We start from the raw sequence: 26253 nt of genomic DNA, 5'->3' as shown, positions 1-26253 counted from the left end.
TCGAACATTTGTTCGATAGACTGCGGGGGTGGGTTGGCATACCGGTCCCCCGAGCTGGGGTGAAATGCGGCGCGTGCTGGAGGGCAAGCCGCGCCGTGCCGGCTGGCCCATCGACGCGCAGGTCGGTGATGGCGGGGACAGTCCGGCCTGGTCGAGCAAGCGGGGAGAATACGAGGCTCCGGAGGTCCGGGGCCCCAGCATGCGTGGCGCGGTGCCCTATGCCGAACTGCACGCACACTCGGCCTACAGCTTCCTCGACGGTGCCAGTACGCCGGAGGAGCTGGTGGAGGAGGCGGCCCGGCTGGATCTGAAGGCCATCGCGCTCACCGACCACGACGGGCTATACGGGGTGGTGCGGTTCGCCGAGGCGGCCAGAGAGCTCGACATGGCTACGGTATTCGGTGCCGAACTGTCGCTGGGTGGTGGCACCCGCACCGACGTTCCCGATCCCCCCGGCCCCCACCTTCTTGTGCTCGCCCGCGGGCCGGAAGGCTACCGACGGCTGTCGCGGCAGCTGGCCGCAGCGCATCTGGCCGGGGGTGAGAAGGGGGTGCTGCGCTATGACTACGACGCGCTGACCGACGCGGCGGGCGGGCACTGGCAGATCTTGACCGGGTGCCGCAAAGGTCATGTCCGTCAAGCGCTGTCGCGAGGAGGGCCCGAGGCTGCCGAGGCGGCACTTGCCGACCTTGTCGACCGGTTCGGCCCAGACCGCGTCACCGTCGAGCTCACCCATCACGGGCACCCCCTCGACGGCGAGCGCAATGCCGCACTGGCGGCACTCGCGCCGCGGTTCGGTGTCGGCGTCATCGCCACCACCGCGGCTCACTTCGCCGAACCGGGGCGGGGCAGGCTCGCGATGGCGATGGGAGCCATCCGCGCCAGGAACTCGGTCGGCGAGGCTGCGGGTTACCTTGCGCCGCTCGGTGGTTCGCACCTTCGGTCGGGGGAGGAGATGGCGCGGGTGTTCGCGCACTGTCCCGAGGTGGTCTCGGCGGCTGCCGAACTGGGGGAGCAGTGCGCGTTCGGTCTTGCGCTGATCGCTCCGCAGCTGCCGCCATTCGACGTGCCCGAGGGGCACACCGAGGACAGCTGGCTGCGGCACCTGGTGATGCAGGGTGCCCGCGAGCGGTATGGGCCGCCGGAGCACGCCCCCCGCGCCTACACTCAGATCGAGCACGAGCTCAGGGTCATCGAGCAGCTGAACTTTCCCGGCTATTTCCTGGTGGTGCACGACATCACCCGGTTCTGCCGGGAGAACAATATCCTGTCCCAGGGCAGAGGTTCGGCCGCCAATTCGGCGGTCTGCTATGCGCTCAAGGTCACCAACGTCGACCCGATCGCCAACGAGTTGCTGTTCGAACGCTTCCTGTCGCCTGCCCGCGACGGGCCACCCGATATCGACATCGACATCGAATCCGACCTGCGTGAGGAGGCGATCCAGTACGTCTATCAGCGGTACGGGCGGGAGTATGCCGCCCAGGTGGCCAACGTGATCACCTACCGGGGCCGCAGCGCCGTCCGCGACATGGCCCGCGCGCTGGGATTCTCGCAAGGGCAGCAGGACGCCTGGAGCAAGCAGATCAGCCAGTGGGGCAACCTCGCCGACGCCACCCACGTAGAGGACATCCCCGAGCAGGTGGTGGACTTGGCCAAACAGATCTCGAACCTGCCGCGGCACATGGGTATCCACTCCGGCGGCATGGTGATCTGCGACCGCCCGATCGCCGACGTGTGCCCCGTCGAATGGGCCCGGATGGAGAACCGAAGTGTCCTGCAGTGGGACAAAGACGACTGTGCGGCAATCGGTTTGGTGAAGTTCGACCTGCTCGGCCTCGGAATGCTCTCGGCACTGCACTACTGCATCGACCTGGTCGCCCAGCACAAGGGGCTCGAGGTCGACCTGGCCAAGCTCGACCTGTCCGAGCCCGCGGTCTACGAGATGCTGCAGCGGGCCGACTCCGTCGGGGTGTTCCAGGTGGAATCGCGCGCCCAGATGGCCACGCTTCCTCGGCTCAAGCCACGGCAGTTCTACGACCTGGTGGTCGAGGTCGCCCTTATCCGTCCCGGACCGATCCAGGGCGGATCGGTGCACCCGTACATCAAGCGGCGAAACGGGCAGGAAGAGGTCACCTACGACCACCCGTCGATGGAGTCGGCGCTGCGGAAAACGTTGGGAGTGCCTCTTTTCCAGGAACAGCTGATGCAGCTGGCCGTCGACTGCGCAGGATTCTCGGCGTCGGAGGCCGACCAGTTGCGTCGCGCGATGGGCTCGAAACGTTCGACCGAGAAGATGCGACGGCTGCGCAGCAGGTTCTTCGACGGCATGGCCGAACTCCACGGCATCACCGGAGACGTGGCCAGGCGGATCTACGAGAAACTGGAGGCGTTCGCCAACTTCGGATTTCCGGAGAGCCATTCGCTGAGCTTCGCGTCGCTGGTGTTCTATTCGTCGTGGTTCAAGCTGCACCACCCCGCGGCATTCTGCGCGGCGCTGCTGCGGGCCCAGCCGATGGGGTTCTACTCACCGCAGACGCTGGTCGCCGATGCCCGCAGGCACGGCGTCGTCGTGCATGGGCCCGACGTGAACGCCAGCCTCTCGCACGCCACACTGGAAAACGCGGGCCTGGAGGTGCGGCTGGGGCTGGGCAACGTCCGCCATATCGGCACCGACCTCGCGGAGCTCCTGGTCGAGGAACGAAAAGCGCACGGCCTCTTCAGGACTCTCACCGATTTGACCAGAAGGGTGCAGCTGTCGGTGCCGCAGACCGAGGCGCTGGCCACGGCGGGTGCGCTGGGGTGTTTCGGGATCACCAGACGTGAAGGCCTGTGGGCGGCAGGGGCGGCAGCGACGGAACGGCCCGACCGGCTGCCCGGTGTCGGATCGTCGTCACATGTGCCGTCGCTACCCGGCATGACCGAACTCGAGCTGACGGCCGCGGACGTCTGGGCGACCGGGGTGTCACCGGACCGCTATCCGACGGAGTTCCTCCGCGAGGATCTCGACGCGATGGGGGTGGTGCCCGCCGATCAGCTGCTGTCGGTGCGCGACGGTACCCGGGTGCTGGTGGCGGGAGCGGTGACGCACCGGCAGCGGCCTGCCACCGCGCAGGGGGTGACGTTCATGAATCTCGAGGACGAGACCGGAATGGTCAATGTGCTGTGTTCCCAAGGGGTGTGGGGCCGTCATCGCAAGCTGGCCCAGACCGCTTCAGCCCTGGTGGTCCGCGGCATCGTGCAGAACGCCACCGGTGCGGTCACCGTGGTGGCAGACCGGATGGGTCCGATCAACCTGCGGGTGACGTCGAAGTCCCGTGACTTCCGTTGAGCCCCCCTCACCGCGACCGTGCGCGTTTGCACGGCGACACGCCGAGCAATCCGCGAATTTCGCGCACGCTCGCCGATCTAACTCGGGTGACCTCGGCGAGACGATCGATTGCCATCGGCCGAATGTAGTCTCGGCATAATGACGTTGAAAAAGAGCGAGACGCTCAACCTGTCTGCTGATGAAGTTCTGACGACGACCCGCTCGGTGCGCAAGCGCCTCGATTTCGACAAGCCGGTGCCGCGTGAAGTGCTGATGGAGTGCCTCGACATCGCGCTGCAGGCGCCGACGGGATCAAACGCCCAAGGCTGGCAATTCGTGTTCGTCGACGACCCCGAGAAGAAGAAGGCGCTCGCCGACATCTACCGAACCAACGCGACCCCGTACCTCGAGCAGGAGAAGCCCACCTACGGCGATATTCGGGACGAGCGCACGCCCCTGGTTGTCGACTCCGCCAAGTACCTCAACGACCGTCTGCACGAAGTGCCCGTCATGTTGATCCCGTGCCTGGAGGGCCGGCCGGACGGTGCCCCGGCGGGCATGAGCGCAGGATTCTGGGGATCGCTGCTACCCGCCGCGTGGAGCTTCATGCTCGCGCTGCGCTCGCGAGGTCTGGGCTCGGCGTGGACGACACTGCACCTGCTCGGCGACGGTGAGAAGCAGGCCGCCGACGTCCTCGGTATCCCGTTCGACAAGTACTCACAGGGCGGGCTGTTCCCCATCGCCTACACGGTGGGCACCGACTTCAAGAAGGCCAAGCGGCTGCCCGCCGAGCAGTTGACGCACTGGAATGAGTGGTGATGCTCAGACTGCGCCCGTGAACCCGTGCTGGCGCCACGCCTCGTAAACGGCGACGGCGGCTGCGTTCGACAGATTCAGCGAGCGGCGACCGCTCAGCATCGGAATGCGTACCCGCGACGTGACGTGCGGGTCAGAAAGGGTGGCCTGGTCGAGGCCGGTCGGTTCCGGACCGAACATCAGGACATCGCCCGGCTGGTAATCGACGTCGGCGAACGAGGTGCTGGCGTGCGCGGTGAACGCGAACACGCGGGCGGGCATCAGAGCCGACCACGCCGACGTCAGGTCCGGGTGCACGGTCACCGAGGCGAGGTCGTGGTAGTCCAGGCCGGCGCGACGGAGCTTGGGCTCGGAGAGGTCGAATCCGAGCGGCTCCACCAGGTGCAGCTCGCACCCGGTACCTGCGACCATGCGAATCGCATTGCCGGTATTGGGTGCGATGCGCGGCGAGAAGAACAGCACCCTGAACACCTAGGCAGGGTACGTCTGGTTGGAACTGTGTTTCAGTCGAGGCAGGTTTCGTAGCTGGCGATGGCAACCAGGCTGTCAAGCGTGTCGATGTCGACCACTTCACTGCTCATCGCCCGCATCATGGGCGAGTCGCCGATCTCCGAGGCATCGGCCAGCATGGCCACCTCAACACCATTTCGGACCATCATCGCACCTCCATTGTGCAACTTGGTTTCCCGTAGCAACGCCGCCGAAACCGGCGTGTTCCTCTTAATTCTTCCTAATTCTTCCCTACCACTCGGCGCCCTCAACGTCGAAGCGGTAACGATCGTCTACCGGTTCGGGTGTTTGCTGCTCGCCGAAAATCGGGCCGGGTCAGCGCGTTTGCCGACTCGTGGCGCACAGTGCCAGCTGTGGAAGGCGTGTCGCAGGGCTGGCATACTCGTCGAATTGCCAGGCCCATTTGTCGGCCCATCCGCAGGAAGCCTTTATGAACGACGCTCGATCAATGATCTGCGCGCGCCCGAGTCACGTCGCGAGCACCCGGTGAGCCTCGACAGGCGACCGTCGCGGTGGGCGCCGTCCAACTGGCCCGTCCGAGCGAAGGTGCTCGCCATCGTCATCGTCCCGCTGGTTTTGGCGTGTGCGTTCGGAGGGCTGCGCGTCTGGTCGAGTACTTCGGAGGCGCTGGATCTACGCCGAGCTGCCGATCGCGCCGAGATGGTGCCCGCCGTCGTCGACTACATGGCCGCACTGGAGAAAGCGATGGTGACGGCCACCGAGGGTGGCGACACCGAGGCGGCGGTGCGGGCATTCGACGCAGGCAAGTCCGAGTTACAGCATCTGCTCGGCGCCACCGAGGTCGACGACAGCGTGCGGCTGGCCACGAACACCCTGATCGATTACGGGCAGGACCTGATCGACAAGGTCACGGCCCGCTCCGTGGACCTCCGGGCGCGGGTGATGACGTATGCGCCGCTGCTGATCACCGCTGAGACGGCGATCACCGGCCTCGTCGGCGACGACGCCGCGGTGCGGGCCGAAGGGGAGGTGCTGTCGCGCGCGGTCGGAGCCCGCGGGCAGATGGCGATGCAGCGCATGTTGGTCACCCGCGGAGGTGAGCTAGCCGAACCCGCGCTGCGCTCGGCGATCGTGACGATCGCAGGCACCGAACCCGCGACCGTCTCGGCGATCGGCGCTTTTCTCGGCGGTGCCACCGACCAGGCGGCGTCGCTGCGCTCGGAGATGGTCAAGCGGCTGGCAGTCATCTCCGACCCCGCCTCGGTTCTGGTCGGAAACCCCGAGCTGTTGGCGTCACAGCAGGTCACGGCGGATATCGCCGACGGCGTCATCGCCCAGACCACGAATGCCATTCCGGCGACGGTGTCACAGCTGGCCGACGACGCCCGCGCCGCGGCGATCCGGGACGCGGCACTGGTCGGCGCCGCGATCCTCGTCGCGTTGATCCTCGTCACTCTCGTTGCCCGCTCGCTGGTGCGACCGCTGCGGACATTGCGCGACAGCGCCCTCAAGGTGGCCCACGAAGATCTGGCCCGCGAGGTCGAGCATGTGCGCAGCGACGGCAAGGAGTTCCCGGTACAGCCGATTCCGGTGCACACCACCGAGGAGGTCGGCCAGGTTGCCCACGCAGTCGATGAGTTGCACCAGCAGGCGATCATGCTCGCCGGTGAGCAGGCCCGCCTTGCGCTCCAGGTGACCGACATGTTCGAGACGTTGTCGCGACGCAACCGCTCGCTGGTCGACCAACAGCTCTCGCTCATCGATCAGCTCGAACGCGATGAGCAGGACCCCGGCCGGCTGGAGAGTCTCTTCCGGCTCGACCACCTGGCGGCGCGCATGCGACGCAACGGCGCCAACCTGATGGTGCTGGCGGGGGCGCAGATGTCACGGGAACAAGCCGACCCGGTGCCCGTCGCCGCACTCGTGAACGCCGCCGCATCCGAAGTCGAGGAGTACACCAGGGTCGTCACGGCAGGCCTGCCCGACAACGGGATCGACGGTGCGGTCGCCGGTGACCTCGCGCATCTGCTGGCCGAGTTGATCGACAATGCGCTGCGCTACTCGCCGCCGAGCACGACGGTTCAGGTGTCGGCCGTGCCCACAGGCAACAACGGCCTGGTGATCGAGGTCAGCGACACCGGTCTGGGGATGACCGAGTCAGACCTGCGGGTCGCCAACACTCGCCTGGAATCCGGCGGTGAGGTCAATCCGTACACGGCGCGACACATGGGCCTGTTCGTGGTGGGGCGTCTGGCCGCCAAGCATGGGCTTGTCGTTCGGCTGCGCAGCACTGTGGCCGGGCAGGCCGACTCGGGGACCACCGCGGGCGTGTACGTACCGAGTCGTCTGCTGACTGGCGCCCGCTCCGTTGTGCGCGGCAGCACTGACGAGCAGACCCGTGCCGATGCGCACGCCGGCCAGGCCGCCGCGCCCTCACTGGAAGGCGCCCGCCCCGCAGCCGTCCAATCCGTCATATCCGGTCCCGCTGCGGCCCCGGCCATCGCACCCGTCGATGCGGCGCTGCCCCAGCGACGCCCTGGGGCGAGCGGGATCGTCGAGCCGACGCCCGCTGCGAAAGTGACGCCGCCCGAGCCCCGCCCGGCTGAACCGCCCCGGCCGAGCGTCGCCTCATTCTTCACGGTGCGCCCGCAACCGCCGGCCCCGCCGGAACCCGAGGCGCCGCGCGCGGGGCACGCGACCCTCGACGATGACGACGACGCGATCTACCAGAAGATGCTGTCGGAATGGCTGGTCGACCCGCACGAGCTGTCCCACAGCTCCGACCTCAACTGGAAGTCGGTGTGGGACAACGGCTGGTCGGCGGCGCAGGCCGCGGAGGCCACCCCGGTGCGTGAGCGAACCGTCGACGGGCTGCCCGTCCGGCAGCCGGGTGCCCGTCTGGTCCCCGGTCACGCCGACGAGCGGTCGTTAGCATCGGCGGACGGGCCCGAGAACGGGCACGCGCTGCCCGTCCGCGATCCCGACGCCGTGCGAACCAGCATCGGTAGTCACTTCGGTGGCGTGCACGCCGGGCGCCGCCGGGCCCAGGAAGCGGGAGGAACCGACAACCAGTGACTGCTCAGCCTGCGCCGTCGAACTCGGAATCCTCGCTGGACTGGCTCGTCGCCAGGTTCGCGAACGACGTCCCAGGGGTGTCGCACGCGATCCTGGTGTCGGCGGACGGTCTACTGGTGGCTGCCAGCGAGCACATCCCGGGGGAGCGCGCCGATCAGCTCGCTGCTGTCGCGTCGGGCCTGGCCAGCTTGTCGACGGGTGCCGCGCAATTGTTCGACGGCGGACACGTACTGCAGTCGGTGGTCGAGATGGAGAACGGTTACCTGTTGCTGATGCGGGTCGGCGACGGGTCCAATCTCGCGACGCTGGCCGCCCGGCACTGCGATATCGGCCAGATCGGTTACGAGATGGCGATTCTCGTGGAGCGGGTCGGCGCAGTCGTGCAGTCGCAGCGGCGCCGCCCGCAGCACCGGTGAGTGGTCGATGGGTGCGCACGACAGGCCCGAGCAGGCGCATGCGACGCCCAATCTGGTACGTCCGTACACACTGACGGCGGGTCGCACCGATGCGGGCGTGCAGCTTCCGCTGGAGGCTCCGGTGGGTATCGTGACCCCGGCCCGGCTCACGATGTGGCCGGCCGGCGACGTCAGGAGGCAGATCGTCGCACTGTGCGCCGAACGTCCGTCGGTCGCCGAGATCGCCTCGCGTCTTTGTCTGCCGCTCGGCGTGGCGCGGGTGTTGGTGGGGGACTTGGTGGTGCAGGGTCATCTACGGGTACACGCCACCCTGGGTGAGGCCGCGACGGCCGACGAACGGCGAGAACTGATCGGAAGGACACTGCGTGGCCTCAGGGCACTCTAGATCGGCGTCGACCAAGATCGTCGTCTCCGGTGGGTTCGGCGCAGGCAAGACGACGTTCGTCGGCGCGGTGTCGGAGATCGTGCCGCTGCGGACCGAGGCGCTGGTGACCAACGCGTCGCAAGGTTTCGACGGTCTCGAGGCGACACCGGACAAGTCGACGACGACGGTCGCGATGGACTTCGGGCGCATCAGCCTCGGCGACGATCTCGTGCTGTACCTGTTCGGTACGCCGGGGCAGCGTCGCTTCTGGTTCATGTGGGACGACTTGGTTCGCGGCGCGATCGGCGCGATCATCCTGGTGGACGTCCGCCGTCTCGAGGACAGCTTCGCGGCCGTGGACTTCTTCGAGGCGCGCAAGTTGCCGTTCCTGGTTGCCGTCAACGAGTTCGACGGCGCACCCCGCCATGCGCTGGCCGCGGTGCGGGAAGCGCTCGCACTGGGCGAGCACATTCCGGTGATCTCCGTCGACGCCCGCAGTCGCGAATCGGCCAAGGCGGCATTGATCGCCGTCGCGGAATACGCGTTGAGCCGGCTCTCGCCGGCGGGCTGAGCGCATGGACGCCTACGTCGCCGATCGCGAGTTCGAGGGGCAGAGCTTCCGCGACGAAGATCTCAGCCGGCTGCGCACCGAGCGGGTGATTTTCACCGAATGTGACTTCACCGGTGCGGACCTGTCCGACTCCGAGCACACCGGATCGGCGTTCCGTAACTGCACGTTCCGTCGAACATCACTGTGGCACAGTACATTTCGACACTGTAGCTTCCTGGGCTCGACCTTCGCCGAATGCCGTTTGCGACCGCTGACAGTCGTCGAGTCCGATTTCACGCTTGCCGTACTCGCAGGCGCCGATCTGCGCAAGGCGGACCTGTCGGACTGCAGGTTGCGCGAAACCAGCCTGGTGGGAACCGATCTGCGCGAGGCGACGTTGGCGCGCGCCGACCTTACCGGGGCCCGCGTTCAAGACGCCCGGCTGGAACAGGCAGACCTGCGTGGTGCCCGCGCCGACCCCACGTTCTGGACGACCGCCAAGCTGCGTGGCGCCAAAGTCGACATCGAACAGGCGATCACATTCGCCGCGGCGCACGGCCTCGACATCGGCGGCTAGCGGTTAGTTCTCACTGATCGCGCGGGTCACCAGGGTCGCGATCGTGCGGCAGTAATCCTGGCCGATGGGGCCGTTGGAATACAGCGCGAAGGTGTGCAGCGGCGAGGTCAGCAGTTGCAGCGCGACAGTCGGTTTGACGTCGCCGCGCAATTCGCCTCGTTCAGCGGCACGTCGGAAGATGCCTTCGACCTTCTCCCGCCTGATCTCCCAGAAATGGCCCCGGGTGTTGGGATCGACGGCCTCGGACTTGCTGTCGATGACCAGCATGCGCGAGATCCTGCGTCCGACCGGCTCGTTGAGGTACCTGGCCAGCGCCAGGGCGAGCTCGGTCAGGTCGCCGTGTAAGGAACCTGTGTCGGGAAGTTGGATCATCGTCTGGCTGTAGCTCAGCAGCGCCTCGGCGATGAGTTCGTGCTCGCTGGCCCATGTTTGCCGCACATAGTCGGGGTCGAGCCGGGCGCGGTGTGCCACGCCTTCGAGCCGGAATCGGTCGACACCCCACTGCTGCACTTCTGCGAGGGCAGCCTCCAGTACCGCCGCGCGCTGTGTGGCCTCGGTGTCCGACATGCGATCCCCCCTTGCCCGAGGCAAAGCGTACGGAAATGGGGCAGATGTGCTGTGCATTTCAACGATTTTCGTGGCCACAGCAGTCTCACAGCGGCGTATCGGTTGGTCGGTCCGACGTGTCGGTGTTCGCCTAGCCCCGAGGGTTAGGCGGCTTTCAGGCGGATGCGCCACCGCACCAGCGCGAGGTAGCCGATGCTGATCGCCAGCAGCATGCCCATGTCGAAAAGCCAGGCGCCCGAGGTGTGTTCCCAGTGGCGGTCCTGCGGCGTCAACGGACCCGGTACCAGCCTGATGAGGTCGACGGTCGACGCCGACGCGGCGAATCCCCACCGCGCCGGGGTGAACCACGACATCTGATCGAGGACGATGCGATCGGTGACCGGGATCATGCCGCCGGAGAACACCAGCTGCGACATGATCGCCACCACCAGCAGCGGCATGATCTGCTCGGCGGACTTGGCGATCGCGGACAGGGCCAGACCGACCATCGCCGCCGCCACACATGTCACCGCGATGTCGACGAACAGTTCGACGCTGCGGTTGCCGATCACAGCGCCGCGCTCGACCGCGCCTGGGCCCCAACCTTTTCCGACGATCGCGATCGACGTGACGATCGCCGCCTGGATGATGGCGAAGGCCGTGAACACGACCACCTTCGCCAGCAGGTACGCCGAGGTGGACAACCCGACCGCCTGCTCACGCTTGAAGATCGCGCGTTCACCGATCAGCGCGCGGATCGTCAGCGCCGTGCCCATGAAGATGGCGCCCACGTTGAGCATCACCAGGATCTGCCCGGGTTCGTTCGGCGCCTCACCGCCCTCCAGCGCGGTCTTCGGGACGCCGAACCCGACGTCGCCTGGCACCGACAGCGACAGCACACCCATGATGAACGGCAGCAGCATCAGGAACAGGAAGTAGCCGCGGTCGGACACCACCAGCCGGATCTGGCGCCGCGCGATCGTGGACAGCTGGCGTCGCAGACTCGTGCGTGTCGGGTTGCCCAGTTCCGACGGCGTGAGTGCCGGCGGTTGGGGCGGCGGCGGCCCGTGCTGGGCGAGATAGCGCTGCGCTGCGGCGTCGGGATCGCCTGCCACCGAGCTGAAGATGTCGGCCCAATTGGTCGTGCCCATCGACGGGCCGATCTGGCTCGGCGGCCCGTAGAAGGCCGTCTTGCCGCCGGGCGCCAGCAACAGCACCTGATCGCAGACGTCGAGGTAGGTCAGCGAGTGGGTCACGACGAGCACGACGCGGCCGGCGTCGGCCAGCTGGCGCAGCATCGTCATGACCTGGCGGTCCAGCGCCGGGTCCAGACCCGAGGTGGGTTCGTCGAGGATCAGCAGTGACGGCCCGGTGAGCAGCTCGAGGGCTACGGACGCACGCTTGCGCTGGCCGCCGGACAGCTTGTCGACGCGGGTGTCGAGATGCTTGGTCATCTCGAGCTCCTCGAGCACCTCGCTGACGACCTGCTCGCGGTCGGCTTTGGTGGTGTCGGGCGGCAGCCGAAGCTCGGCGGCGTACATCAACGCCTGGCGGACGGTGAGCTGGCCGTGGACGACGTCGTCCTGCGGCACCATGCCGATGCGGGAGCGCAGCGAGGCGTATTCGGCGTGCACATCGTGGCCCTCGAACGACACCTGCCCCGTCGTCGGGCTGGTGTAGCCCGCGACGAGCCGCGCGAATGTCGACTTACCTGCACCGGAGGGGCCGATCACCGCGGTCAGCGTGCCGGGTCGCGCGGAGATCGAGATGTTGTCCAGGAGTGTCTTGTTGTTCTCGATCGTCCAGGTGACGCCGTGGACCTCGAGGCCGCCGGTGGCGGTCGCCGCCGCGGTCTCGGTGCGGCGGACCAGCGTGCCGTCGCGGAACAGCAGGTCGACGTTGCCGATGGTGACCGTGTCACCTTCGGTGAGCTGCGCGCTGTCGACGCGGGCGCCGTTGACGAATGTGCCGTTGATGCTGCGGTTGTCGCGGATCTCGGCGCCGCCGGGGGTCGGCACCAGGGTCGCGTGGTGGCGTGAGGCCAGCACGTCGGGGATGACGATGTCGTTGTCGCTGGAGCGGCCGATCTTGATCGACCCGGGCGGCGCCTTCGGCGGGCTGCCGGGCCGCAGGATCTTCAGCATGCTGGTGGCCAGGTTGCCGTCGCCGCCGGACCGCGGCGCCGCGGCGGGGCCCATCACGGTCACCGGATCCATTGCCGGGGCGGAGATGGGTTGCTGGACCGGAGCGGAGTGGGACTGCGCCACCGGGCGCGGCTGGCTCGGCGGCGGAGGCGGCACGTACTGCGGCTGACTCGGCGGGTGCGGGGCCTGCGTCGGTGGTCGGTACGCCGGCGGACGACCCGTCGGTGGCGGCTGATGCGGCGGCTGATGGGACGGCCACGTGGTGCTCGGCCGGCCCGGTGACGCCACTGGCACCGCGACCGTCGGCGGCGGCGTGCCCGCTGAACCCTGGTGCCTGCCGACCTCGAACGTCAGCAGCGGGCCGTCGGGGTTTCCGACATGGATCTGGCCCCCGTCGGCGATGTCGGCGGCGGGAACTCGCCTGCCGCCCACGAACATGCCGTTGAGGCTGCCGTTGTCGATGGCGACCCACCGGCCCTGATCGAATCGCAGTACCAGGTGGGCGCGCGAGATCAGGGGGTGGGCGATCCGCACGTCGGCCCGCAGGTCGCGGCCGACGACGACGTCGTTGCCCGCGGCGAAGGTGCGGGTGGATCCGTCGTACCGAACGGTCAGCGCGGGGGATGCTGGTCGGCTCACAGAGCCGCTCCGGCGGCGACAATAGACATCGCGGACAACTGTATCGGTATCGGCCTACGCGGGGATGCGCCACCTGGCGGTGTCGGTGATCTGTTGCAGCGCTGTTATCTGGCCGTTCTTCACCGTGATGACGTATGCGAACGCCGCGTCGACGCGTTCGTCGGCACCCCGTGCAGATCCGCGGTAGGTGCCGAGAACGACGACCTGGTCCCGATGCTCGGTCGTCAGATACTCACGGGGCACTACCTCGATGTCGTAGGCCGCGTCGATGCGTCCCCACACCTCGGTGATCATCGCGACACGCCCATGGTGTTCACCACCTACCCCGTGAGGCATGCCTGCGCTGACGACCCCTTCGAAATCGTCTGTGAGCAAAGCGAATAGCGCGTTTCCGTCGCCGTCGGAAAGTGCGCGATAGAAGCTTCCCGCGACGTCTTGAGCCGTTCCCATGGCGTCTCCTCTCTTTTTAGAGATTAACCTCTATTTTAGGGTGGAGCAATGCCGCGGCCCGCCAGATACACCGCTGACGTCCTGCTCGACGCAGCCGCGGAGCTCCTCGCCGCCGAAGGGCCTGGGGCCGTGACGATGTCGGCCGTGGCCCGCAGCACCGGCGCACCCAGCGGCTCGGTCTACCACCGATTCCCGACGAGAGCGGCGCTGTGCGGCGAGCTGTGGGTGCGCACCGAGGAGCGCTTCCAGGAGGGATTGCTCGAAGCGCTCTCCGGCGATGACGACCCGCAGCAGCGTTGCGTGGCCGGTGCGCTGCGGATCGTGCAATGGTGCCGCGACCATCCCGTCGAGGCGCAGGTGTTACTCGCCGGCCCCAACGACCTCGGCATGAGCGAGTGGCCCGAGACGGTGGCTGGACGGCGGAAACGCTTGCAGCGCAAGCTTCGCAAGGTCCTCGCCGAGCTCCCCGACGAGGGCGGACGCGTCACCGCCGCGATCATGGACGTGCCCGCGGCGGTGGTGCGGCGCCACTTGCGGGCGCGTCAGGCCATTCCGCCGAGCGCGGACGAGATCGTCGCCACCTGCGCCCGCGCGCTCATATCCCCGAATTGACCGGGGACGGCGAGCCCGTCACGACACAGTGGGTGTGGCTGTAGATCGTCGCCATGCACTGGTTGCAGTGATTACAGATCGAGCGGGCAGCGCCGTCGGCCCGGATGCGGTTGATCAGGTCCGGCTCGGCCAGCAGCGCGCGCCCCATCGCCACGAAGTCGAAGCCCTCGGCCATCGCGAGATCCATCGTCTCGCGGTTGGTGATACCGCCGAGCAGGATCAGCGGCATCTTCAATTCGGCGCGAAACAGCTTGGCGTCACGCAGAAGGTAAGCCTCCCGGTACGGGTACTCGCGCAGGAACTTCGTGCCCGTCATCCGAATGCCCCACCGCAGCGGCGGCTTGAAGGCGCCGGCGAACTGCTTGATCGGGGCGTCGCCGCGGAACAGGTACATCGGGTTGACCAGTGAGCTGCCTGCGGTGAGTTCGATGGCGTCGAGCCCGCCGTCGGACTCCAGCCACGTGGCCGTCTGCAGCGACTCCTCGGTCGAGATGCCGCCGCGCACGCCGTCGGACATATTCAGCTTGGCCGTCACGGCGATCGGCGTTCCTGCCTTCTCGACCGCCCTCCGCACCGCGAGCACCGTGCCGCGCGCCACCTTGGCCCGGTTCTCCAGCGATCCGCCGAACTCGTCGGTGCGCCGGTTGATCAGCGGGGACAGGAACGAGCTCGCGAAGTAGTTGTGCCCGAGGTGAACCTCGACGGCGTCGAATCCGGCGTCGATGGCCATCCTCGCCGCATTGGCATGGGCCTCGATGATGTCGTCGATGTCGTCGCGGGTGGCGTGCTTGGCGAATCGCATCGACAGCGGGTTGAAGAACCGCACCGGCGCGTAGGCCTTGGCCTTGTTGGACTTGGCGTTGGCGACCGGCCCGGCGTGACCGATCTGCGCGGAGATCGCAGCACCCTCGGCGTGGATGGCGTCGGTGAGCCGCCGCAGCCCCGGCATCGCCTCCCGACGCCAGTAGATCTGCTTGCCCTCGGTCCGGCCTCCCGGGGATACGGCGAGGTAGGCGACGGTGGTCATGCCGACACCGCCGGCCGCCGGCAGCCGGTGATAGGTGATCAGATCGTCGGTCACCAGCGCATTCGGAGTGGACGCCTCGAACGTGGCGGCTTTGATGATGCGGTTGCGCAGCGTTACCGGACCGAGGGTGGCCGGGGTGAACACATCGTGCTGGGCTGTCATGTCACGGAGCCTGTCACAATGAGGCCCGTGGGTGCGATCACTTTGGACGGCAAGGCCACGCGCGACGAGATCTTCGTCGACCTCAAGGAGCGCGTCGATGCGCTCACCGCGGCGGGACGGACGCCGGGACTAGGCACGGTGCTGGTCGGGGACGACCCGGGCTCGCAGGCCTACGTGCGCGGCAAGCACGCCGACTGCGCCAAGGTCGGTATCAACTCGATCCGCCGCGACCTGCCCGCCGACATCAGCCAGGCGACGCTCGACGAAACCATCGACGAGCTCAACGCCAACCCCGAGTGCACCGGCTACATCGTGCAGCTTCCGCTCCCCAAGCACCTCAACGAGAACGCCGCGCTGGAGCGCATCGACCCGTCCAAGGACGCCGACGGCCTGCATCCGACCAACCTGGGCAGGCTGGTGCTCAACGAACCCGCGCCCCTGCCCTGCACCCCGCGTGGCATCGTGCATCTGCTGCGCCGCTACGAAGTGGAGATCGCCGGCGCGCACGTCGTCGTGATCGGGCGCGGGGTCACCGTCGGCAGGCCGCTCGGCCTGCTGCTGACCCGGCGCTCGGAGAACGCGACGGTCACGTTGTGTCACACCGCAACTCGGCACCTGCCCGAGATCGCCAGGGAGGCCGACATCATCGTCGCCGCCGCGGGCGTACCCCACATGGTGACCGCAGAGATGGTGCGGCCAGGCGCGGCCGTCGTCGACGTCGGGGTGAGCCGCGACGATGCGGGCAAGCTCGTCGGAGACGTCCACCCGGGCGTGTGGGACGTCGCGGGTCACGTGTCGCCGAACCCCGGTGGCGTCGGCCCGCTGACACGGGCATTCTTGCTGACCAACGTCGTGGAACGGGCCGAAGCAGGCCGATGAGGTTGGCCCGCAAGGTGTTCGCGGGCCAGTGGCCCATCCTGGTGGTCGCGCTGTTCCTGATCGCGGCGTTCGCGCTGGTGGCCGCGGGCTACTGGCGTCGCGGCGCCCTCGTGATGGCGATCGGCGTCGCGGTGGCTGCCGCGCTGCGGCTCACGCTGTCCGAGGACCGGGTCGGTTTGCTCGCGGTGCGCACGCGCACTGTCGACTTCGTCACCACCGCGTCGGTCAGCGCCGCGATGCTCTACATCGCGTGGACGATCGATCCGCTCGGCACCAGCTGACGCGCCGTCTCGCGAAAGCGCCACCAGGGTAGCCGCGGGGGCCTTTTGGCTACCGTGTGGGCGCTCTCGCGAAACCGCCAGCCGGGGCCGGGCCGTTGCGCGTGTTCAGGCCAGCGTCGCGCGGATGCACACCGTGACGTAGGGCAACGCCAGTCCACTGCTGTTGGCCAGTGCGGGATGGGTGGCGAGCAGCTCGCGCACCCGGTCCAGCGTGCGGGTGCGCACCTGTTCGGGCGAGGTGATGCAGTAGCTTCGCGAGGCCACCAGATCGATTAGCGCCTGCGGTGTCAGGTAGTTCGTCCATTCGACGAGATGCCGCTCTGAATCCGCGAAGGGCGGGGCGGACTCGACCATCTGGCTGAACGGGTCCACCTCGTGGCCGATGACCTGGCCGAGATCTTTGACCCAGCCGAGCCGCTCGTCGCGGTTGTTCCATACCAGGCCGAGGCGTCCGCCGGGGCGCAGCACGCGCGCGATCTCCTTGACCGCCCGTTCCTCGTCGAACCAGTGCCACGCCTGGGCCACCAGGACGGCGTCGACGCTATCGTCGGGCAGCGGGATCTCCTCGGCGGTGCCCAGTAGTGCCGGGGTCTCGGGCAGCGACGAGGTCAGCAACTCGAGCATTTCCGGGATCGGGTCGACGGCAAAGACATTGAGGCCGCGTTCGACGAGCCGGGTGGTCAGCTTGCCGGTGCCGGCACCGAGATCGAGCACGTCGCGAGCCCGGTGGGGGAGCAGCCAGTCGATGGCCTCGGGCGGGTACGACGGCCGGCCCCGCTCGTACGCGGCCGCCTCCGCGCCGAACGACAGCGGGCGGGGGTCCGGTGAGCGACTCACCGTGACGCCAGCTCCAGCGTTCGCCGGATCAGCTTGTAGACGGCGTCGGTCTCCACCAGGAACCCGTCGTGTCCATACGCCGACTCGACCACGTCGAGTCCGTCGCAACCGGGGAGCAGCTCGGCGATCTCGTCCTGTAACCGTAACGGGTACAACCGATCCGAGGTGATTCCCCCGACGACCGTCGGAACCGTGCACCCGCGCAGCGCCGCTTCGATTCCGCCCCGGCCGCGGCCCACGTCGTGGCTCGACAACGCATCGGTGAGCGTGACGTAGGTACCTGCGTCGAAGCGCGCCAACAGCTTTCGACCCTGGTACTCCAGATAGCTCTGCACGCAGTACCGCCCGCCACTGCCCGGGTCTTCGCCGGGCTGGGCGTCGTTGCCGAAACGCTCGTCGAGTTCTACCTCGCCGCGGTAGGTCAGATGCGCGAAGCGGCGGGCGATCTCGAGGCCGGCGTCGGGGGACCGGCCGGTGTCGTGGTAGTCGCCGCCGTTCCAGTTCGGGTCGGCCTTGATGGCCGCCACCTGGGTGCTCTGCGTACCGATCTGGTCTGCCGTCGCCCGCGCCCCGACCGCCAGCACCAGCGCGGCGCGGACACTCTCGGGATAGCTGATGGCCCACTCCAGGGCCCGCGCACCACCCATCGACCCGCCGATCACCGCGGCGACCTCGGTGATGCCCAAACGCTCCAGTGCGGCCACGTCGGCAGTCACCTGGTCGCGCACCGAGATCGTCGGGAACCTTGAGCCCCAAGCCTTTCCGTCGGGTGCGACAGAGCTCGGGCCGATCGAACCGCGGCAGCCGCCGAGGACGTTGGTCGAGATCGCGCACCACCTGTCGGTGTCGATCGGCGCTCCGGGGCCTGCCACGCCGTCCCACCAGCCCGGCGTCGGGTGGTCGGGTCCGGCGGGACCGGTGATGTGGGAATCGCCGGTCAGTGCGTGCAGTACGACGACGACGTTGTCGCGGTCGGGGGAGAGCTTGCCCCATCGCTGCACGGCGATGAACGCGTCTTCGATGACCTCGCCGTTCTCCAGCGTCAGGTTGCCGATCTCGACGATGCCGATTTCGCCTTCCGGCGGGAGGGTCACGAGATCCGTTGTCAGATCCACAATGGTCACGTCACAGAATCCCTAGAACGACGCAACCGCATGCGGATCCGTCTTGGCGGCGAACGGTTTGGCCGCCGCGAAGCCCTGTTCGAGGTCGGCGAGGATGTCGTCGATGCCTTCGATGCCGACGGCGAGACGCACCAGGCCCGGCGTGACACCGGTGGCGAGCTGCTCCTCGGGGGACAGCTGCTGGTGCGTGGTCGACGCCGGGTGGATCACCAGCGACCGTACGTCGCCGATGTTGGCGACGTGGCTGTGCAACGTCAGCGCGTTCACGAACGCCTTGCCCGCCTCGATGCCGCCGGCCAGCTCGAAGGCCAGCACGGCCCCGGTTCCCTTGGGCGCCAACTTCTTCCCCAGCTCGTACCACGGTGAGGACGGCAAGCCGGCGTAGTTCACCGAGGTCACGTCGGGGTGGGCTTCGAGGTACTCCGCGACCTTCTGCGCGTTCTCCACATGCCGCTCGATTCGCAGGCTCAACGTCTCGAGGCCCTGCGCGATGAGGAATGCGTTGAACGGGGACGCGGCCGAGCCCAGATCTCGCAGCAACTGGACGCGCGCCTTCAATGCGTATGCGGGAGGGCCGAGTTCGGCGAACACCACGCCGTGATAGCTCGGGTCCGGGCTGGTAAACCCAGGGAAGCGTCCGCTGGCCGTCCAGTCGAACGTGCCGCCGTCGACGATGACGCCGGCGATGGCCGTACCGTGTCCGCCCAGATACTTGGTCGCCGAGTGCACGACGATGTCGGCGCCGTGGCTCAGCGGCTGGATCAGGTACGGCGTGGCGATGGTGTTGTCGACGATCAGCGGAACGCCTACCTCATGGGCCACGCCGGAGACACCGGGGATGTCGAGCACATCGATCTGGGGGTTGGAGATCGTCTCGGCGAAGAACGCCTTCGTGTTCGGCTGGGCTGCCGCGCGCCACGACTCCAGGTCGTCGGGGTTCTCCACGAACGTGACCTCGATGCCGAGCTTGGGCAGCGTGTAGTGGAAGAGGTTGTAGGTGCCGCCGTAGAGTCGCGGGCTCGACACGATGTGGTCGCCGTTGTTGGCAATGTTGAGGATCGCGAACGTCTCCGCCGCTTGGCCGGACGCCAGAAACAGGGCCGCGACTCCGCCTTCCAGCGCGGCGATGCGCTGTTCGACGGTGTCCTGCGTCGGATTCATGATGCGGGTGTAGATGTTGCCGGGCTCGGCGAGCCCGAACAGCGCCGCGGCGTGCTTGGTGCTGTTGAACGTATAGCTCGTGGTCTGGTAGATCGGCAGGGCGCGCGCATTGGTCGCGATGTCGGGGGTCTGCCCCGCATGTACCTGCTTGGTCTCGAACGCCCAGCCTGACGTGGGGTCGGGTTCGGTCATCGACGTACTCCTCCATGAAACCGGGGGGCCCGTTTCACGGCGGACCCGCGCTTGCCTTATAGCCGGGATCGGCTACTCAACCTGGTCGTCTCCCGGGGCACCCCACCGCGGTTGGAGGGTTGCCGGCCAGCAAGCCGGGGCTATTCGCTGGCACTCATGACCGAGTCGAACTCTAGCGCACGCAGCGCGGACCGTGCCACTAGGTGGCTTCGCCGTCAGCTGATGGCTTTGGAATCCGGGGTCGTGTGTTCGTCGACGAAGCCCGCGATCAGTTCGGTGATGATGCCGGGGGCTTCCAGCATCGGGATGTGTCCGACCCCGTCGAGGCGCACCACACGGGCGTGGTCGGGCATGTGGTTGAGGAAGTAGCGGTTGCCGCGCGGGGTCGGGAACACCCGGTCCTTCTCGCAGAGCACCAGCTGGGTGGGTGCGCCGAGGTTGGCCAGCTCAAGGAGGCCGGGCAGCCGCAGCGTCTTGACCAGCAGTTGGATGTAGGCACTGCAATGGGTGGCATCCTCGACGAGCGCCAGCAGATCGGCCTCGGACGGACCGTCGGCCGGCCCGCTGACCGGGAGTGTCGCGAGCCTTCGCGCACCGGGCAGCTTCAGGATCCGGGGCCCGAGCAGGCGGGCGGCGATCAGCGCGGGCCCGCCTGCGATGAACTTCAGCACGGTCTCGTATTTGGTGAGCGAGTGCTGTGACCATCCGCCGGCCGGCGCGATCGCGGTCAGGGTGCGGGCGCGCCCGCGGCGTTCAAGCTCGAAGCCGGCCCAGCCGCCCAGCGAGTTCCCGACGATGTGGGCGGTTTCCCACCCCAGCTGATCAAGCCGCCGTTCGACGTCGTCGACGAGCATCTCGGTGTGGAGCATCCACGTCGGCGACTTGGGGCCGCCGTGGTGGCCCAGCATGGTCGGTGCGAACACCTCGAAGCGGCCGGTGTCGGCGAGCTGCCCGCCGACGGCGCGCCAGACGTTCTGTGAGCACAGGAAGGGATGCAGCAAAAGAATTGGTTCGCCGGAACCCTCGTGGATCGGCTCTCGTGGTGCCATGGGGCGACGATAAGGTGATACCGCCGGTACCGCAAGAAGCGGTGACACGGTTCGGTTAGGGTCTGCGGACGTGACGCGTCCCATCACGGTCAGCACGATCAACGTCAACGGCATCCGCGCGGCGGTCAAGGAGCGGTCGTCGGAGAACCTCGGGATGCTGCCATGGTTCAAGGAAACGACGGCCGACGTCGTGTGCCTGCAGGAGACCCGCGCCGACGACGATCAACTGGCCGAGGCTTTGGCGCCGGTACTCGCCGATGGCTGGCATCTGGCGTCGGCCGAGCCGTCGATAAAGGGTCGCAACGGTGTGGCCGTGCTCTCGCGCACCCCGATCGAGGACATCAGGATCGGTTGCGGTGCAGAGGAATTCGTGACGCATGGACGCTATGTCGAGGCCGATACGGCCGGGCTGACGGTGGGCAGCGTGTACTTCCCGACCGGTGAGGCAGAGACGGACCGGCAGCGGGAGAAGGAACGGTTCATGGCGGCCGTGGCGGCGCGGATGGCTGCGCTGCTGGCGGCCGGGAAAGACGCGGTGCTCTGCGGCGATTGGAACATCGCCCACACCGAGAACGACATCAAGAACGGGAAGGGCAACGTCAAGAAGGCGGGGTTCCTACCGCAGGAACGGCAGTGGCTCACCGACCTACTGGATACCGGTTGGGTTGACGTGGTGCGCGCGGCGCACCCCGACGTCGCGGGGCCCTACGCGTGGTGGTCATGGCGCGGCAAGGCGTTCGACAACGACGCCGGTTGGCGCATCGACTACCACCTGGCAACGCCCGCGCTGGCGGGCCGCGTCGTGTCCGTGACCACCGAACGGCCGTCGGCGTATGCATTGCGGTGGTCGGACCACTGCCCGGTGACAGTCGTCTACGGCTGAGGTTCGCACCGCGAGCGCGCGCGTCTGCTCGGCGACGCGCCGCAATTTCTGGCATTTCGCGCGCGCTCACGCAGCGTCGATGGCACCCCGAACCACCTCGAACACCCGCGGATCCCACGTCAGGCCCGTCTCCCAGGGCAGGCCGGCCTCGTTGGACACATAGATGCTGTGCGTGTCATCGAAGGTGAACGTCCGCCGGTTCGGTAGCACGCGCGCGCTGATGTCGGTGGCCAAGGCGCTGCGTTGCGCCACGAGGCCGTCATTGGGCCACACGGTCGGATTCGCCGGGCTCGACGGCGCGGCGAAGCGGTTCCCGGCGATCAGGGTGACCGGTATCCGGTCCAGCACCCCGGCCTGGTACTCGTTCCACCCGTCGGGACCCATCAGGAACGCCTGATTGACCTCGCGCCCGGATCCGGCCATCAACCGCTCGACTTCGGCCTTCATGCCGTCCATCGCGACCTCGCAGAACCGGTCGCCGAGGCAATCGGCTTTCGGCGTGATGCCGTTGGCGTAGTCCGACAGATATGAGCCCTGCCATGGCGTGCCGATCGTCGTCAGCGATCTGATCCGGATCGGCACGCCGAGGCCCTGCAGAACGCGGAACGCCGCCCGCGAGTACAGCCCGCCCATCGAATGGCCGACGACATCGATCTCGTCGACGCCGTAGCTGTCGCGCAGGTAGGTGAGGAACCGGGCCAGATGTTCGCCCGCCGTGTCGATGCTGCCGGTGGAGTTGACGGTCATGTTCTCGGGCAACGTGATCGGGCAGTCACCGAAGGCGCCGAAACCGCCCTGGTCGACGACTGGGCCGCGGCCCGCCAGTGCGGGCGAGGTGAAGACCCGGTAGCCGTGGGCCAGCAGTTCCTGTCGCAAGGCTGTGTCGGTGCCGTCCACACCCCGTCCCGACCTGGCGGCGATGCTCGCGCCCCTGGTGCGAGAACTGATCGCGGCCGAAGAACCGATTCTCGCCAGCCACGGCATCACGATGTGGGGCTATGCGGTGCTTTCGACGCTCGACCGCGGCGCATTCCGCACGCAGGCAGCGCTCGCCGAAGCCATCAATGCCGACAAAACCCGCATCATCCGCACCCTCGACGAACTGCAGGACGACGGCTACATCGAGCGCTATCCCGACCCCGACGACCGTCGGGTTCGGCTGCTGGCGATCACCGACAAGGGGCGCCGGGTCAAGGATGCGGTGCGGGCCGAGATTCAGCGCGGGGAGGAACGATGGCTGGGCGAGTTGACTCCCGAGGAGCGCACCGTCTTTCTGCGCGCGCTGCGCCGTCTGACCCCGGGATGACGGCGCGGATGCCAGTGGAAAGATGGTCTCACCATGAGCAACACACCCAGGCCCGTCGTTTTCTCGGGCGCACAACCGACGTCTGACTCACTGCATCTGGGAAATGCGCTGGGTGCGGTCAGCCAGTGGGTGAGCCTGCAGGACGGTTACGACGCCTACTTCTGCGTCGTCGACCTACACGCGATCACGGTTCCGCAGGACCCCGCGACGCTGCGCAAGCGCACCCTCGTCACCGCCGCCCAGTACCTCGCGTTGGGCATCGACCCGGCGCGGGCGACGGTCTTTGTGCAGAGCCACGTGCCCAGCCACTCCGAATTGGCTTGGGTGTTGGGGTGTTTCACCGGCTTCGGCCAGGCCTCGCGGATGACGCAGTTCAAGGACAAGTCGCAGAAGCAGGGTGCCGAGGCCACCACGGTCGGGCTGTTCACCTATCCCGTCCTGATGGCGGCCGACGTTCTGCTCTACGACACCGAGCTCGTGCCCGTCGGCGAGGACCAGCGCCAGCACCTCGAGCTCGCCCGCGACGTCGCGCAACGGATCAACGCTCGGTTCCCCGACACCTTCGTGGTGCCTGAGGCCATGATCCCCAAGGCCACCGCCAAGATCTATGACCTGCAGGATCCGACGGCAAAGATGAGCAAGTCCGCCGAATCCGACGCGGGCCTGATCAGCCTGCTCGACGATCCGGCCAAAACCGCCAAGAAGATCCGCTCCGCGGTCACCGACAGCGAGCGCGAGGTCCGGTTCGACCGCGATGCCAAGCCCGGCGTGTCCAATCTGCTCACCATCCAGTCCGCGGTGACGGGCGCCGACATCGACAAGCTCGTCGACGGCTACGCGGGACGCGGTTACGGAGACCTGAAAAAGGAGACGGCCGAGGCCGTCGTCGAGTTCGTCACACCGATCAAGGCCAGGGTCGACGAATTCCTCACTGACCCCGCAGAACTGGAGGGTGTGCTGGCCCGGGGAGCGCAGCGGGCCCGCGAGGTGTCTGGGGAAACGTTGCGCCGGGTATATGACCGGCTAGGGTTCCTAGCGTCTCAATAGCCACACAGGGGGTCGGATGACAGCGCAACCCGCGACGGCCGACCCCGAGGAGAAGCCGGGCTTCCTCGACAGGTTGCGGGCACGGATGCCCTGGTTCGACCATGTGATGCGCGCGCAGGGGCGCTACAACGACTGCAAGGGCGATTTCTACGCCGCGGGCATCACGTACTTCACCATCTTTGCGCTGTTCCCTTTGCTGATGGTCGGATTCGCGATCGCCGGTTTCGTGCTGGCCAGCCAGCCCGAACTGCTCGACGACGTGGAGGGGCGGATCCGCACGACGTTCAGCGGAGATCTCGGCCAGCAGATCATCACCCTGATGGATTCGGCGATCGAATCTCGCAGCACCGTCGGCGTCATCGGGCTGGCGACCGCAGCGTGGGCCGGTCTCGGGTGGATGGCGAATCTTCGTGAGGCACTGAGCCAGATGTGGGGCTTGTTCCGCGATGAGGCCCCCGGCTTCATCCGCACGAAGCTCTCGGACCTGGGAGCGCTGCTGTCGACGTTCTTGGCCATCGTGGTCACGCTGGCGCTGTCCGCTCTCGGCAACTCGTCGGTGATGGAAAACGTGTTGAACTGGTTGGGGTTTCCGGACTCGCCGGTGCTGTCGGTGGTGCTGCGGATGGCGTCGATCGCGGTGTCGATCCTGGTGTCGTGGCTGTTGTTCACATGGATCATCGCCAGGCTGCCCCGGGAATCGATCAGCTTCCGCAGCAGCGTGCGTGCGGGGTTGCTCGCCGCTGTCGCGTTCGAAGTGTTCAAGTTGGTCGCGTCGATCTACTTGCGGTCGGTGTTGACCGGGCCGGCCGGTGCGACGTTCGGCCCGGTGCTCGGCCTGATGGTGTTCGCCTACATCACGTCTCGGCTCATCCTGTTCTCGACGTGCTGGGCGGCGACGACGCCGGAGAACATGCGCGAGGACGAGATTCCGGCGCCGCCGCCCGCGATCATCAACAACCGCATCGTTGCGCGGCCGGGTCTGCAGATCTGGCAGGCTGCTACCGCAGCCGCACTGGGAGCACTCGGTGCGCTGAGCTTTTCGCGACGTAAACGCTAGCGGGCCGGGCGCCGGTTGAGCGCCCGTGCGCCCATGATGAGGCTGAACACGATCACTGCCCCGATCACGCCGACGCCGATCCGGACCGGCATCGCGTCGACGTCGGGCAGGACGGCATTGGCATTGGTCTTCGTCGCCGATGCCGCTGTGGCGGCGTCCGCTTCGGTGCCGCGCAGCGACGGGTCCGGCTCGACCAAGGTGCCCACCTTGGTGCCGGGAGGGGACGCGAAGCCGTAGTCGAGCAGGCGCGCTGCCTGCTCCCACGGAGCGATCGGCTGCCGCGTACCGCGCATCAGGACTGCGACCAGGCGGCGGCCGTCGCGGTTGGCGGCACCGACGAACGTCTGGCCGGCGTCGTCGGTGTAGCCGGTCTTGCCGCCCATCGCGCCGGGGTAGTTGGCGAGCAGCTTGTTGTCGTTCTCGATCGGATACCCGGCACCGTCGCGGCCTGGGAACTCCGATGCCCGCGTGGCGACGATGTCGGTGAAGACCGGGTTCTGCCACGCGTACCGATAGAACAGTCCGATGTCGTAGGCCGAGGTGCTCATGCCGGGACCGTCGAGCCCCGACGGGGTGGCGACCCGGGTGTCTTTCGCGCCCAACTTGCCCGCCAGCACGTTGAGTTTGTTCAGGGTGGTCTGCATGCCGCCCATCTGCATGGCCAGCGCGTGGGCGGCGTCGTTGCCGGAGTACAGGAGCAGGCCGTGCAGCAGGTCGTTGACGGTGTACATGCCGCCTTCGCCGACACCCACCTTGGTGCCTTCCTGGGCGGCGTCCTCTGCCGTGCCCGGGACCGTCTTCATCAGCGGCAGGTCCGTGATCGCCTGCATTGCGGTCAGCACCTTGATGATGCTGGCGGGGCGGTGCCTGCCGTGCGGGTCGCGGGCGGCGATGACGTCGCCGGTGTCGAGGTCGGCGACCAGCCACGCTTCGGCGGAGACGTCGCCAGGCGCCGGCGGTGCTCCGGGTGCGGTGATGATGCCGCAGCCGGCCAGCGCGTCGCCGCCCATCGGGGTGGCGGGAACCGGAAGCGGCCCGGGAGTCGGGTCGCCCGGCTTGGGGACTTCGGACGCGTCGACCGCCGGCGGCGTCGACACCCGGTACGGGCAGGTGTTGGCGTCGAGTGCAGGGTCGGGTTGCGCGGCGGCGACCGGCGCCATGGCCAGCATCGACGCGATGACCAGCGCGGATGACCGCGTCACGACAGTCCGTAAGGTGCCCATCGTCTGCGCACAGTAGGCGATGGGCGGCCTTTGATCGGTGAGCCACGCGGTGACTGGT

General features: G+C 67.7%; 26 protein-coding genes and 1 riboswitch. Of the genes, 14 read left to right on the top strand and 12 right to left on the bottom strand.

Features of this window, described 5'->3' with window-relative positions:
- Window positions 1-28: 28 nt before the first annotated feature.
- Together AWC12_RS05285 and AWC12_RS05280 are read left to right on the top strand one after the other, a co-directional pair.
- The gene (locus tag AWC12_RS05285) at window positions 29-3328 is read left to right on the top strand and encodes an error-prone DNA polymerase (protein WP_085172806.1); all 3300 of its coding nucleotides are present in this window, start codon (window positions 29-31) and stop codon (window positions 3326-3328) included.
- Between the two features lie 138 nt (window positions 3329-3466).
- Window positions 3467-4126 (top strand): nitroreductase family protein, encoded by a 660-nt coding sequence (locus AWC12_RS05280; RefSeq protein WP_085172804.1) that lies wholly within the window; start codon window positions 3467-3469, stop codon window positions 4124-4126.
- Between the two features lie 3 nt (window positions 4127-4129).
- Here AWC12_RS05280 and AWC12_RS05275 read toward each other — a convergent pair whose 3' ends face one another.
- Both AWC12_RS05275 and AWC12_RS31845 read right to left on the bottom strand, forming a co-directional pair.
- Entirely contained in the window at window positions 4130-4594 is a 465-nt protein-coding gene (locus AWC12_RS05275) for a tRNA (cytidine(34)-2'-O)-methyltransferase (RefSeq protein WP_085172802.1), read from the bottom strand.
- 32 nt (window positions 4595-4626) lie between these two features.
- The gene (locus AWC12_RS31845; RefSeq protein ID WP_268743654.1) at window positions 4627-4758 is read right to left on the bottom strand and encodes a hypothetical protein; all 132 of its coding nucleotides are present in this window, start codon (window positions 4756-4758) and stop codon (window positions 4627-4629) included.
- A 361-nt stretch (window positions 4759-5119) separates the two neighbouring features.
- Between AWC12_RS31845 and AWC12_RS05270 the strand changes: the two genes are divergently transcribed.
- Genes AWC12_RS05270 through AWC12_RS05250 form a run of 5 tightly spaced genes read left to right on the top strand, consistent with a single transcriptional unit; the run spans window position 5120 to window position 9576 of the window.
- Window positions 5120-7669 (top strand): sensor histidine kinase, encoded by a 2550-nt coding sequence (locus tag AWC12_RS05270; RefSeq protein ID WP_234813832.1) that lies wholly within the window; start codon window positions 5120-5122, stop codon window positions 7667-7669.
- On the top strand, window positions 7666-8085 hold the full coding sequence (locus AWC12_RS05265; RefSeq protein ID WP_024448994.1) for a roadblock/LC7 domain-containing protein: 420 nt from the start codon (window positions 7666-7668) through the stop codon (window positions 8083-8085). The genes AWC12_RS05270 and AWC12_RS05265 overlap by 4 nt, the downstream gene beginning before the upstream one ends.
- 7 nt (window positions 8086-8092) lie before the next feature.
- Window positions 8093-8470, top strand: a complete 378-nt coding sequence (locus AWC12_RS05260) for a DUF742 domain-containing protein (RefSeq protein WP_085172798.1) — start codon at window positions 8093-8095, stop codon at window positions 8468-8470.
- Window positions 8451-9020, top strand: a complete 570-nt coding sequence (locus AWC12_RS05255) for a GTP-binding protein (protein WP_024448992.1) — start codon at window positions 8451-8453, stop codon at window positions 9018-9020. The genes AWC12_RS05260 and AWC12_RS05255 overlap by 20 nt, the downstream gene beginning before the upstream one ends.
- Window positions 9021-9024: 4 nt before the next feature.
- Window positions 9025-9576 carry a pentapeptide repeat-containing protein gene (locus AWC12_RS05250; protein WP_085172796.1) on the top strand — a complete coding sequence of 184 codons (552 nt, stop codon included), beginning with the start codon at window positions 9025-9027 and terminating at the stop codon, window positions 9574-9576.
- Window positions 9577-9579: 3 nt separating this feature from the next.
- On the opposite strand, the gene AWC12_RS05245 is transcribed toward AWC12_RS05250, so the two are convergent.
- From AWC12_RS05245 to AWC12_RS05235, 3 genes are all read right to left on the bottom strand, one after another.
- Window positions 9580-10143 (bottom strand): TetR-like C-terminal domain-containing protein, encoded by a 564-nt coding sequence (locus AWC12_RS05245; protein ID WP_085172794.1) that lies wholly within the window; start codon window positions 10141-10143, stop codon window positions 9580-9582.
- A 143-nt stretch (window positions 10144-10286) separates the two neighbouring features.
- Window positions 10287-12905 carry an FHA domain-containing protein gene (locus AWC12_RS05240; RefSeq protein ID WP_085172792.1) on the bottom strand — a complete coding sequence of 873 codons (2619 nt, stop codon included), beginning with the start codon at window positions 12903-12905 and terminating at the stop codon, window positions 10287-10289.
- A 54-nt stretch (window positions 12906-12959) separates the two neighbouring features.
- Entirely contained in the window at window positions 12960-13355 is a 396-nt protein-coding gene (locus AWC12_RS05235) for a nuclear transport factor 2 family protein (RefSeq protein ID WP_085172790.1), read from the bottom strand.
- A gap of 48 nt (window positions 13356-13403) precedes the next feature.
- Between AWC12_RS05235 and AWC12_RS05230 the strand changes: the two genes are divergently transcribed.
- Entirely contained in the window at window positions 13404-13967 is a 564-nt protein-coding gene (locus AWC12_RS05230; RefSeq protein ID WP_024448987.1) for a TetR/AcrR family transcriptional regulator, read from the top strand.
- On the opposite strand, the gene AWC12_RS05225 is transcribed toward AWC12_RS05230, so the two are convergent.
- Window positions 13951-15156 carry an NADH:flavin oxidoreductase gene (locus AWC12_RS05225; RefSeq protein ID WP_024448986.1) on the bottom strand — a complete coding sequence of 402 codons (1206 nt, stop codon included), beginning with the start codon at window positions 15154-15156 and terminating at the stop codon, window positions 13951-13953. The two genes, AWC12_RS05230 and AWC12_RS05225, sit on opposite strands and share 17 nt — an antisense overlap.
- A gap of 27 nt (window positions 15157-15183) precedes the next feature.
- Between AWC12_RS05225 and AWC12_RS05220 the strand changes: the two genes are divergently transcribed.
- The gene (locus AWC12_RS05220) at window positions 15184-16035 is read left to right on the top strand and encodes a bifunctional methylenetetrahydrofolate dehydrogenase/methenyltetrahydrofolate cyclohydrolase (protein WP_207576379.1); all 852 of its coding nucleotides are present in this window, start codon (window positions 15184-15186) and stop codon (window positions 16033-16035) included.
- A complete protein-coding gene (locus tag AWC12_RS05215; protein ID WP_024448984.1) occupies window positions 16032-16316 on the top strand; it encodes a DUF3017 domain-containing protein in 285 nt (94 codons plus the stop codon). The genes AWC12_RS05220 and AWC12_RS05215 overlap by 4 nt, the downstream gene beginning before the upstream one ends.
- A gap of 105 nt (window positions 16317-16421) precedes the next feature.
- Here the strand turns inward: AWC12_RS05215 and AWC12_RS05210 are convergent, their stop codons facing one another.
- The 4 genes from AWC12_RS05210 to AWC12_RS05195 all read right to left on the bottom strand — a co-directional run bounded on the left by AWC12_RS05210 (window position 16422) and on the right by AWC12_RS05195 (window position 20679).
- Window positions 16422-17153: a class I SAM-dependent methyltransferase gene (locus AWC12_RS05210; RefSeq protein ID WP_085172786.1), complete on the bottom strand. Its 732-nt coding sequence runs from the start codon at window positions 17151-17153 to the stop codon at window positions 16422-16424.
- Window positions 17150-18277: a homoserine O-acetyltransferase MetX gene (gene metX, locus AWC12_RS05205; RefSeq protein ID WP_085172784.1), complete on the bottom strand. Its 1128-nt coding sequence runs from the start codon at window positions 18275-18277 to the stop codon at window positions 17150-17152. The genes AWC12_RS05210 and metX overlap by 4 nt, the downstream gene beginning before the upstream one ends.
- Before the next feature lie 12 nt (window positions 18278-18289).
- Entirely contained in the window at window positions 18290-19630 is a 1341-nt protein-coding gene (locus AWC12_RS05200) for a bifunctional o-acetylhomoserine/o-acetylserine sulfhydrylase (protein WP_085172782.1), read from the bottom strand.
- Between the two features lie 42 nt (window positions 19631-19672).
- A riboswitch (SAM riboswitch) is annotated at window positions 19673-19792 on the bottom strand.
- Between the two features lie 53 nt (window positions 19793-19845).
- The gene (locus tag AWC12_RS05195) at window positions 19846-20679 is read right to left on the bottom strand and encodes an epoxide hydrolase EphH (protein ID WP_085172780.1); all 834 of its coding nucleotides are present in this window, start codon (window positions 20677-20679) and stop codon (window positions 19846-19848) included.
- Window positions 20680-20749: 70 nt separating this feature from the next.
- On the opposite strand from AWC12_RS05195, the gene AWC12_RS05190 reads away from it, so the two are divergent.
- Window positions 20750-21562, top strand: coding sequence for an exodeoxyribonuclease III (locus AWC12_RS05190; protein WP_085172778.1), 813 nt, complete (start codon window positions 20750-20752; stop codon window positions 21560-21562).
- 66 nt (window positions 21563-21628) lie between these two features.
- On the opposite strand, the gene AWC12_RS05185 is transcribed toward AWC12_RS05190, so the two are convergent.
- The gene (locus AWC12_RS05185; protein WP_234813831.1) at window positions 21629-22459 is read right to left on the bottom strand and encodes an esterase/lipase family protein; all 831 of its coding nucleotides are present in this window, start codon (window positions 22457-22459) and stop codon (window positions 21629-21631) included.
- Window positions 22460-22481: 22 nt separating this feature from the next.
- On the opposite strand from AWC12_RS05185, the gene AWC12_RS05180 reads away from it, so the two are divergent.
- The 3 genes from AWC12_RS05180 to yhjD are packed head-to-tail and all read left to right on the top strand — an operon-like array spanning window position 22482 to window position 24972.
- Window positions 22482-22868 (top strand): MarR family winged helix-turn-helix transcriptional regulator, encoded by a 387-nt coding sequence (locus AWC12_RS05180; protein WP_051226923.1) that lies wholly within the window; start codon window positions 22482-22484, stop codon window positions 22866-22868.
- Between the two features lie 33 nt (window positions 22869-22901).
- Window positions 22902-23915 (top strand): tryptophan--tRNA ligase, encoded by a 1014-nt coding sequence (gene trpS / locus AWC12_RS05175; protein ID WP_024448976.1) that lies wholly within the window; start codon window positions 22902-22904, stop codon window positions 23913-23915.
- A 16-nt stretch (window positions 23916-23931) separates the two neighbouring features.
- Window positions 23932-24972 carry an inner membrane protein YhjD gene (gene yhjD, locus AWC12_RS05170; protein WP_024448975.1) on the top strand — a complete coding sequence of 347 codons (1041 nt, stop codon included), beginning with the start codon at window positions 23932-23934 and terminating at the stop codon, window positions 24970-24972.
- Here the strand turns inward: yhjD and AWC12_RS05165 are convergent.
- Window positions 24969-26195 (bottom strand): D-alanyl-D-alanine carboxypeptidase family protein, encoded by a 1227-nt coding sequence (locus AWC12_RS05165; protein WP_024448974.1) that lies wholly within the window; start codon window positions 26193-26195, stop codon window positions 24969-24971. The two genes, yhjD and AWC12_RS05165, sit on opposite strands and share 4 nt — an antisense overlap.
- Window positions 26196-26253 lie beyond the last annotated feature (58 nt).

The sequence above is a fragment of the Mycolicibacterium iranicum genome (assembly GCF_002101705.1).
Classification (GTDB): Bacteria; Actinomycetota; Actinomycetes; order Mycobacteriales; family Mycobacteriaceae; genus Mycobacterium; species Mycobacterium iranicum.
This window is presented reverse-complemented; position numbering and strand designations above follow the sequence as displayed.

Coding starts and splice junctions, on each gene's coding strand:
- AWC12_RS05280 (WP_085172804.1), top strand. CDS start 3,467: ATGACGTTGAAAAAGAGCGAGACGCTCAACCTGTCTGCTGATGAAGTT.
- AWC12_RS05260 (WP_085172798.1), top strand. CDS start 8,093: ATGGGTGCGCACGACAGGCCCGAGCAGGCGCATGCGACGCCCAATCTG.
- AWC12_RS05250 (WP_085172796.1), top strand. CDS start 9,025: ATGGACGCCTACGTCGCCGATCGCGAGTTCGAGGGGCAGAGCTTCCGC.
- AWC12_RS05245 (WP_085172794.1), bottom strand. CDS start 10,143: ATGTCGGACACCGAGGCCACACAGCGCGCGGCGGTACTGGAGGCTGCC.
- AWC12_RS05235 (WP_085172790.1), bottom strand. CDS start 13,355: ATGGGAACGGCTCAAGACGTCGCGGGAAGCTTCTATCGCGCACTTTCC.
- AWC12_RS05230 (WP_024448987.1), top strand. CDS start 13,404: ATGCCGCGGCCCGCCAGATACACCGCTGACGTCCTGCTCGACGCAGCC.
- AWC12_RS05225 (WP_024448986.1), bottom strand. CDS start 15,156: ATGACAGCCCAGCACGATGTGTTCACCCCGGCCACCCTCGGTCCGGTA.
- AWC12_RS05215 (WP_024448984.1), top strand. CDS start 16,032: ATGAGGTTGGCCCGCAAGGTGTTCGCGGGCCAGTGGCCCATCCTGGTG.
- AWC12_RS05200 (WP_085172782.1), bottom strand. CDS start 19,630: ATGACCGAACCCGACCCCACGTCAGGCTGGGCGTTCGAGACCAAGCAG.
- AWC12_RS05195 (WP_085172780.1), bottom strand. CDS start 20,679: ATGGCACCACGAGAGCCGATCCACGAGGGTTCCGGCGAACCAATTCTT.
- AWC12_RS05180 (WP_051226923.1), top strand. CDS start 22,482: ATGCTCGCGCCCCTGGTGCGAGAACTGATCGCGGCCGAAGAACCGATT.
- trpS (WP_024448976.1), top strand. CDS start 22,902: ATGAGCAACACACCCAGGCCCGTCGTTTTCTCGGGCGCACAACCGACG.
- yhjD (WP_024448975.1), top strand. CDS start 23,932: ATGACAGCGCAACCCGCGACGGCCGACCCCGAGGAGAAGCCGGGCTTC.
- AWC12_RS05165 (WP_024448974.1), bottom strand. CDS start 26,195: ATGGGCACCTTACGGACTGTCGTGACGCGGTCATCCGCGCTGGTCATC.